The following is a 1,968-nucleotide window of genomic DNA, read 5'->3' as shown; positions in this document are numbered from 1 at the left end:
GCCGAGAGTGGCAGATGTTTCTACACCAGCACAATCTGGAACCGAGCATGAGCAGACGCGGTAATTGCCATGATAACACCGTCGCAGAGAGCTTCTTCCAGCTTCTGAAACGGGAACGGATTAGGCGGCGGACATATCCGACACGCAACGACGCAAGGCGTGACGTGTTCGAATACATCGAGCTGTTCTACAACCCAAAACGCAAGCACACGAACAACGGCATGCTGTCGCCCGTTGACTTCGAAATCAGACAGCTCAAACTGAAACAGGCAGGTGTCTAGGAAACTAGGGGCACCTCAGACAGGGTGCATTCACACACGCCCCGGGTTTATCGGAGGCTCCCCAATAGCGCCCAGCCTAAGTTGTAGGCAGTGTGCTTGCAGTGACTTCCTCCAAACCGAACGAACCGTAGATTCCGATAAGACTGATCGCTTCAAAATCTGGTTGGCTGCCGTTGACGCCGGAGATCACACTGTGTTCCCCTTGAATTGTTTCGCCAAAAATGCCGTTTTGTAGCAACATGTCCGCCGGTTCTGTCTCAGCGCTCAGAAGATCTGAAAGTTCCATTTGGAAGAAATTCGAAGAGGACTTTCCGGTTACAGAGGTGGATAGAGAAGTCTGATAATAAACTGGCAATGTGTCGTCTGACAGCATGAACGGTGCCTCGGACGGGTCGCCGGTTTTGTCAGTTGATGGCGCGAAGAGTGCAGTTTTGGCCACGGATGGTGTTATCTCGATGACGCCGCCGGCAAAAAGATCGATCTGGTCGCTTGTCGTGGCGGCGTCGCCGTCGAGGTCGAACGTCGCCGTCGCAGAGAACACGTTTATCGAGCCCAAGAGAGTTTCGATGTTCGGAATGTCTTGAAGCGCCACCGAGTAGTTGAGGCCACTCGTTGTCACCGCGCTGCTGTTCTCGTCGGCAATTACTCCCAGATCGATACCATCGACATTGAGTGAGAGTGAAAAATCGATCAATTGCGCATTGAACAGCGGTGTTTCACCCAGTGCATTCGCGATTGCGGCGGGTGTCGTGACCGACGTCGCGGTTCCGTCTGAATCGACGATGTCAAGGTTCGAAAGGGTTACGTTTGGTCCTACGGCAAATGCCTCGATATCAACTTCCACGTTGTTGTTGAGATTTTCGAGGGCTCCCTGCCAGTCTTGTGTATGCGGCAGCGGATTTCCGTCGGTGATAAAATACATGATATTGGCATCATCCGGGTTCTGTCCGCTGAATATACTGTTGGCTTCGTTGAAGGCCGACTCCCAACTGGTGGACCCTGCCAGGAACGGCAGGTTATTCAGTTGAGTGATCAGGTCGGCATGATCGTCCACAAGATTGAATGGCCCAATGGTGCTCGCCGAGGCCGCGTAGGAAGTGAGGAATACGTTGACATCGGTAGCGGCACCGTCGAACTGATCAGCCAACGTGTCGAGCGCTGACGACACCGAGTTCAAAAGATCGGTCCACCCGTTCTGTGTGATGCTTCCCGAACTGTCCATGGCAATGAGAAGGTTTATCGCCGTTGATGAAGTCGGCAGCACTTCCAACAGGAATGATCCGGGCGGGTCTCCGGGTGTTTCAGGATTGAAGATGATTGAAACCGGTACATCGTCTGGCAGCGTGGTCACGTCTTGTCCGACAACGACAACTGCGGTGGCGGTGTCGCTGCCGCCCTGGCCGTCGGAGACCGTATAGGTGAACGTGTCGACGCCGTAAAAATCTGCGTTCGGAGTGTAAGTTACCGAATTTCCGTCAAAGCTGACGGATCCGTTGGTCGCACTGCCGACGGCAGCGAGTTCAAGTGTGTCGCCATCGACATCGGTGTCATTTGCAATGACGTCGAATGTGACCGGTACGTCTTGGTCGGTGATCGCGTAGTTGCTGTTGGCGACGGGGGCGTCGTTGACCGGGGTGACGGTGACGGTGACGGTGGCGGTATCGCTGCCGCCCTGGCCGTCGGAGAG

The 1,968-nt window shown here is 54.5% G+C and carries 2 protein-coding genes; one reads left to right on the top strand and one right to left on the bottom strand.

The annotated features are described in order from the left end of the window. Nucleotides 1-281: IS3 family transposase (locus OE747_RS24535; protein ID WP_263831053.1), on the top strand; the 281-nt coding region annotated here is incomplete at its 5' end. A gap of 76 nt (nt 282-357) precedes the next feature. On the opposite strand, the gene OE747_RS24530 is transcribed toward OE747_RS24535, so the two are convergent. Continuing rightward, nucleotides 358-1,968 (bottom strand): Ig-like domain-containing protein (locus OE747_RS24530; RefSeq protein ID WP_263831052.1); only part of this gene is annotated, 1,611 nt, incomplete at its 5' end.

The sequence above is a fragment of the Ruegeria aquimaris genome, assembly GCF_025751555.1.
In the GTDB taxonomy this organism is placed as follows: Bacteria; Pseudomonadota; Alphaproteobacteria; order Rhodobacterales; family Rhodobacteraceae; genus Ruegeria_B; species Ruegeria_B aquimaris.
Note: the sequence above shows the minus strand (reverse complement) of the source record. Positions and strands in the feature narration are given on the sequence as shown.